This window comes from Mesorhizobium sp. M7A.F.Ca.CA.002.15.2.1 (assembly GCF_003998715.1).
GTDB lineage: Bacteria > Pseudomonadota > Alphaproteobacteria > Rhizobiales > Rhizobiaceae > Mesorhizobium > Mesorhizobium ciceri.
Genome location: NZ_RZPI01000359.1, coordinates 1 through 5672 on the forward strand (window position 1 = coordinate 1; position 5672 = coordinate 5672).

Consider the following 5672-nt stretch of genomic DNA (forward strand, 5'->3'; position numbering starts at 1 on the left):
GAATTGCTGTCGCGGCCCGAATCGGATCGCATCGTGGTGCGCGGCGGCAAGGCGATCGACCGCCAATTGCCAGATTATGCCGAACTCGACGAACTGATGGTGGAATGATGGATGTTTCGGCGCTCAAACGCGATCTCGAAGGCCTGAAGGTCGACGACAATCCGGCCATCGTCCAGCAGAAGAGCCGTGACTTCTACTGGTACAGCCCGGTGCTGAAGCAGCAGCTCGACCATGTCACCGGCGACCTGATCGTGACGCCGAAGAACGAGGCCGAACTGATCCGCGTGCTTGCCGCCAGTCATCGTCATGGCGTGCCGGTGACACCGCGCGGCAGCGGCACCGGTAATTACGGCCAGGCGATGCCGCTCTCCGGCGGCGTCGTGCTCAACCTTGCCGAGATGAACGAGATCAAGTCGATCGCTCCGGGTCGCGTCGTGACCGGGCCGGGGGCGATCCTGGCCGATATCGACAAGGCAACGCGGGCGCATTCCGGGCAGGAACTGCGGCTATCGCCCTCCACCTACAACACAGCCTCGATTGGCGGCTTCATCGCCGGCGGTTCGGGCGGCATCGGCTCGATCAATTTCGGCGGGTTGCGCGATTTCGGCAATGTGCTTCGGCTGCGCGTGGTGACCATGGAGGCCGAGCCGAAAGCGCTCGAGCTCACCGGCGCGGATCTGCACAAGGTGACCCATGCCTACGGCACCAACGGCATCATATCGGAAGTCGAGATGCCGCTGACCGCGGCGTATGACTGGATCGACGTCATTGTCGGCTTCGACGCTTTCATGGATGCGGCCCGCTATGGCAATGCGCTGGCCTGTCAGGATGGCATCCTGACCAAGCTGATCACGCCGATAGCGGCACCCGTGCCGCAGCTCTATTTCAAGCGGCACCAGAAATTCCTGAGCGACGGGCAGAGCATTTGCGTCGTCATGGTGGCGCAGCCCGGGCTGGACGCTTTTCTTGCCTTCACCCGGCGTGCCGGCGGCGAGGTGATCTACAATGCGGCCACGGCGACGCCGGATGAGAAAAAAGGCCTGCCGCCGGCCTATGAATTGGCTTGGAACCACACCACGCTGAGGGCGCTGCGCGTCGACCCTTCGATCACCTATCTGCAGTCGCTCTATCCCTTTCCCAACCAGCTGGCGCTTGTCGAGAAGATGGATGCGATGTTTCCGGGCGAGGTTTTCTCGCATCTCGAATTCGTGCGGCTGGACGGCAACATTACCTGCTTCGGCCTGCCGCTGGTCAAGTTCACGACCGAAGCGCGGCTCGACGAGATCGTGCGCCTGCATGAAGCGAACGGTTGCCCGATCTTCAACCCGCATCGCTACACGCTGGAAGAGGGCGGCATGAAGCAGACCGACGCGGTGCAACTCGCCTTCAAGCGCCAGACCGATCCGCAAGGGCTCCTCAACCCCGGCAAGATGATCGCCTGGGAGAACCCGGACTACGACTACCGTTCCGGGCGGACTTTTTTGTTCAGGGGGCTGCAGAAGGTAGGATGATGAACATCCTCGTCCTCTACGCCCATCCGGTCGAGACCAGCTTCAATGCCGGCCTGCACCGGATGATCGTCGAGCGCCTGACGGCGGCGGGCCATACGGTCGACGACTGCGATCTCTATGCCGAGGGTTTCGATCCGCGACTGACGCGCCAGGAGCGGCTGGACTACCACAACCCACGTGGCCCCGCCGACGCTGTCGCGCCTTATGTCGAGCGCCTGCTGCGCGCCGATGCGCTGGTGCTTTCCTATCCCGTCTGGAACTATGGCTTTCCAGCGATCCTGAAAGGCTTTTTCGATCGCGTGTTCTTGCCCGGCGTGTCGTTCAAATTGGTCGACGGCAAGGCGCAGCCGTCGCTGCACAACATTCGCAAGGTTGCGGCGGTGACCACCTACGGCGGCAGCCGGTTCCGCGCCCTGCTGATGGGCGATCCGCCGCGCAGGCTGATCAAGCGGATGCTGCGCGCCACCGTCAAACCGGGCGCGCCGGTGACCTACCTCGCGCACTACGCGATGAACCTGTCTACCGACGGCTCGCGCAAGGCTTTCACGACCAAGGTCGCGGCCCGCATGGATGAGTTCTGATGCGCGCACTGGTGGTCTACTGCCATCCGGTACCCGAGAGCTTTTGCGCCGCCATCCGCGACACTGCCATCGACGTGCTGATGCGACGAGGCTGGGAGGTGCGGCTGCTCGACCTCTATGCGGAGAAATTCGACCCGGTGATGGGCTGCGACGAGCGGCGCTCCTACAATGACCAGGCGCCGCAGGACCCGGCACTGAAGCCGCATTTCGAACTGCTCAACTGGGCCGAAGCGATCCTGTTCGTCTATCCGACCTGGTGGTACGGACTGCCGGCGATGCTGAAGGGCTGGCTCGACCGGGTGTGGGCGACGGACGTCGCCTTCAAGCTGCCGACCGGCAAGGGACGGATCAAGTCGCTGATGACGCATGTAACCAAGGTCGGCGTCATCACCACCTGCGGCGCGCCGACCTGGTGGAGCGTCGTCGTCGGCCAGCCGGGACGCAAGACCCTGCTGCGCGGCATGCGGGCGCTGTGCGCCACGCGCTGCCGGACGTTTTTCCTGGCGCACTATTTGATGGATGCCTCGACGCCGGCGACAAGGGCGGCGTTTCTGGCGAAGGTGCGAGGGAAGCTGGAAAGGTTTTGAGAGGGCGACTTTCCCTTCCTTCCCCCCCACAAAGGGGGAGGCGAGAAGGCACTACATCCTCGTCCGCTCCGATTTCGGATCGTACATCGGCTTCAGCGAGGCTTCCGCCGCAAAACGCTCGCCGGCGATTTCGATCTCATAGGACGACGCCAGCACATCCGCCTCGCTCTCGCCCTCGCAAGGCACATAGCCCAGCCCGACGGCGCCGCCGAGGTGATGGCCGTAATTGCCAGACGTTATCGGACCAACGATCTTACCGTCGCGCAGGATCGCCTCGTTATGGAAGAGCAGGGGTTCCGGATCCTTCAGCCGGAACTGTACGAGCCGGCGTGACAGGCCGGCTTCCTTCTTGCGCAGCACCGCGTCACGGCCGATGAAGTCGCCCTTGGCGGTCTTCACCGCGAAGCCGAGGCCGGCTTCCAGCACATTGTCCTCGTCGGTGATGTCATGGCCGAAATGCCGGAACGCTTTTTCGATGCGGCAGGAATCCAGCGTGTGCAGGCCGCAGAGTTTCAGGCCGACATCCACACCTGCCTCCTCGACCACCTCGAAGACATGGGCCGCCTGGTCGGTCGAGACATAGAGCTCCCAGCCGAGTTCGCCGACATAGGTGACGCGGTGGGCGCGAGCCAGGCCCATGCCGATTTCGATCTCCTGATACGTGCCGAACGGATTTTTCTCATTGGAGAAATCGTTCGGGCTGACCTTCTGGATCAGCTTTCTCGCGTCCGGGCCCATCAGGCAGAGCACGCTTTCGGCCGCCGTTACGTCGGTGACGACGACGAACTCGTCGGCGACGTGCTTGCGCAGCCAAGCCAGATCGCGCTGCAGCGTGGCGCCTGGGACGACGAGGAAGAACGCCGTCTCGGACAACCGCGAGACCGTCAGGTCACTCTCGATGCCGCCGCGCTGGTTGAGCATCTGGGTGTAGACGATCTTGCCCGGCGCGACATCCATGTCGTTGGCGCATAGTCTTTGCAGGAAAGCACAGGCGTCGCGGCCCTCGACACGGATCTTGCCGAACGAGGTCATGTCGAACAGGCCGACGCCATTCCTGACCGCAAGGTGTTCCTTGCGCTGATTGTCGAACCAGTTCTGGCGCTTCCAGGAATAGCGGTATTCGCGCTCCTGGCCCTCGCGGGCGAACCAGTTGGCGCGCTCCCAGCCGGCGACTTCGCCGAAGACAGCGCCGCGCGCCTTCAGATGCTCGTGCAGCGGCGAGCGCCTGACATTGCGCGACGTCGCCATCTGACGATAGGGGAAATGATCGGCATAGAGCAGACCAAGCGTTTCAGAGACGCGCTCCTTCAAATAGCGGCGGTTCTTCTGGAACGGCTGGGCGCGGCGGATGTCTACTTCCCACAGGTCGAAGGGGGCTTCGCCGTCATTGATCCACTGCGCCAGCGCCATGCCGGCGCCACCGGAGGAGACGATGCCGATCGAATTGTAGCCGGTCGCCATCCAGTAGCCGGACAGTTCCGGCGCCTCGCCGAGATAGTAGCGGTCGTCGGGCGTAAAACTCTCGGGACCATTGAAGAAGGTGTGGATGCCGGCGGTCGCCAGCATCGGCATGCGGTTGACGCCCATTTCGAGGATCGGCTCGAAATGCTCCATATCCTCCGGCAGTTGGTCGAAGCAGAAATCTTCACGGATGCCGTCCATGCCCCAGGGCTTTGCCACCGGCTCGAAAGCGCCCAGCATCATCTTGCCGGCGTCCTCCTTGTAGTAGGCACACTCGTCGGGCACACGCAGCACCGGCAGGCGGGTGAGGCCGGGGATCGGCTCGGTGACGAGGTAAAAATGCTCGCAGGCGTGCAGCGGGATGGTGACGCCGTTCTGCGCTCCCAGTTCGCGCGCCCACATGCCGGCGCAGTTGACGACGATGTCGGCCTCGATCGTGCCTTGCTCTTCGCCTTGTGTCCAGGACACGCCCGTGACGCGGCCGGCCTTGCTGTGGACCTTGGTGACCTTGACGTTCTCGACGATGGTCGCACCGCGCTGGCGCGCGCCCTTGGCCAGTGCCATGGCGATGTTGGCGGGGTCGCACTGGCCGTCGAGCGGCAGATGCACGGCGCCGACGACATCGGAAACATTGAGATGCGGGTACATCTCGCTGACTTCCCTGGGCGAAATCTCGCGCACGTCGACATCGAAGGCACGCGCCAGCGACGCTTGCCTGTAGATCTCGTGCTTGCGCTCCTCGGTCAGCGCCACGGTGATCGAACCGACCTGGCGCATGCCGGTGCCGACTTCGGTCTCTGCTTCCAGCTTGACGTAGAGGTCGGCGGAATATTTCGCCAGCCGCGTCATGTTCTGCGAACCGCGCAGCTGGCCGATCAGGCCGGCGGCATGCCATGTCGTGCCCGACGTCAGCTGCTTGCGTTCGAGAAGCACGATATCGGTCCAGCCGAGCTTGGCCAGGTGATAGGCGACCGAGCAGCCGGAAACGCCGCCGCCGATGATGACCGCTCTTGCTTTGGCGGGAACTGCCTTGGCGATCATGCTGCCTCGCAACGGTAGCTGGAAGCAAAGCGGCGCAGACGAAGTGCAGCTTCCTGCAGCACGGGTTCGGGCTGGCAGAGGCTGATGCGAATGTGGCCGGCGGCCGCCTCGCCGAAGCTGGAGCCGGGCATCACGCCAACCTTTTCCTTGTCGAGCAGGGCCCAGGCGAATTTCTCGTCGTCCGGCTCGACGGCCGAGATGTCGAGCATGACATACATGCCGCCCTCCGAACCGCGCACGGTGACATCGTTCATGCCCCGCACGGCGTCGAGCAAGACGGTGCGGCGTGCCGCGTAGCGTTCGGCGATCTCCTTGACGCCGTAACGGTTCTCCAGCGCCTCGGAACAAGCGATCGAGATGAAGGCCGGCAGGCCGTAGGTCGTCACCAGATTGAGATTGATCATGAGCGTGATCATCTGCTCCGGTCCCGTCAGCCAGCCCATGCGCCAACCGGTCATGCCGTGGCTCTTGGACATCGAATTGATGACCAG

General features: G+C 63.5%; 5 protein-coding genes. 3 read left to right on the forward strand and 2 right to left on the reverse strand.

The features are described from left to right. Window positions 1–107: 107 nt before the first annotated feature. Genes ENZ74_RS19665 through ENZ74_RS19675 form a run of 3 tightly spaced genes read left to right on the forward strand, consistent with a single transcriptional unit; the run spans window position 108 to window position 2679 of the window. Window positions 108–1511, forward strand: a complete 1404-nt coding sequence (locus tag ENZ74_RS19665) for an FAD-binding oxidoreductase (protein ID WP_063168222.1) — start codon at window positions 108–110, stop codon at window positions 1509–1511. After that, complete coding sequence (locus tag ENZ74_RS19670) at window positions 1511–2092, forward strand: NAD(P)H-dependent oxidoreductase (protein ID WP_063170260.1); 582 nt, start codon at window positions 1511–1513, stop codon at window positions 2090–2092. Before ENZ74_RS19665 ends, ENZ74_RS19670 begins: the two co-directional genes overlap by 1 nt. Further along, entirely contained in the window at window positions 2092–2679 is a 588-nt protein-coding gene (locus ENZ74_RS19675) for an NAD(P)H-dependent oxidoreductase (protein ID WP_013531132.1), read from the forward strand. The genes ENZ74_RS19670 and ENZ74_RS19675 overlap by 1 nt, the downstream gene beginning before the upstream one ends. A gap of 51 nt (window positions 2680–2730) precedes the next feature. Here ENZ74_RS19675 and ENZ74_RS19680 read toward each other — a convergent pair whose 3' ends face one another. Continuing rightward, a complete protein-coding gene (locus ENZ74_RS19680) occupies window positions 2731–5181 on the reverse strand; it encodes an FAD-dependent oxidoreductase (protein ID WP_013531133.1) in 2451 nt (816 codons plus the stop codon). Next, window positions 5178–5672, reverse strand: a 495-nt coding sequence (locus ENZ74_RS19685) for a pyridoxal phosphate-dependent aminotransferase (protein ID WP_164761090.1), incomplete at its 5' end; no start/stop codon positions are given. The genes ENZ74_RS19680 and ENZ74_RS19685, both read right to left, overlap by 4 nt.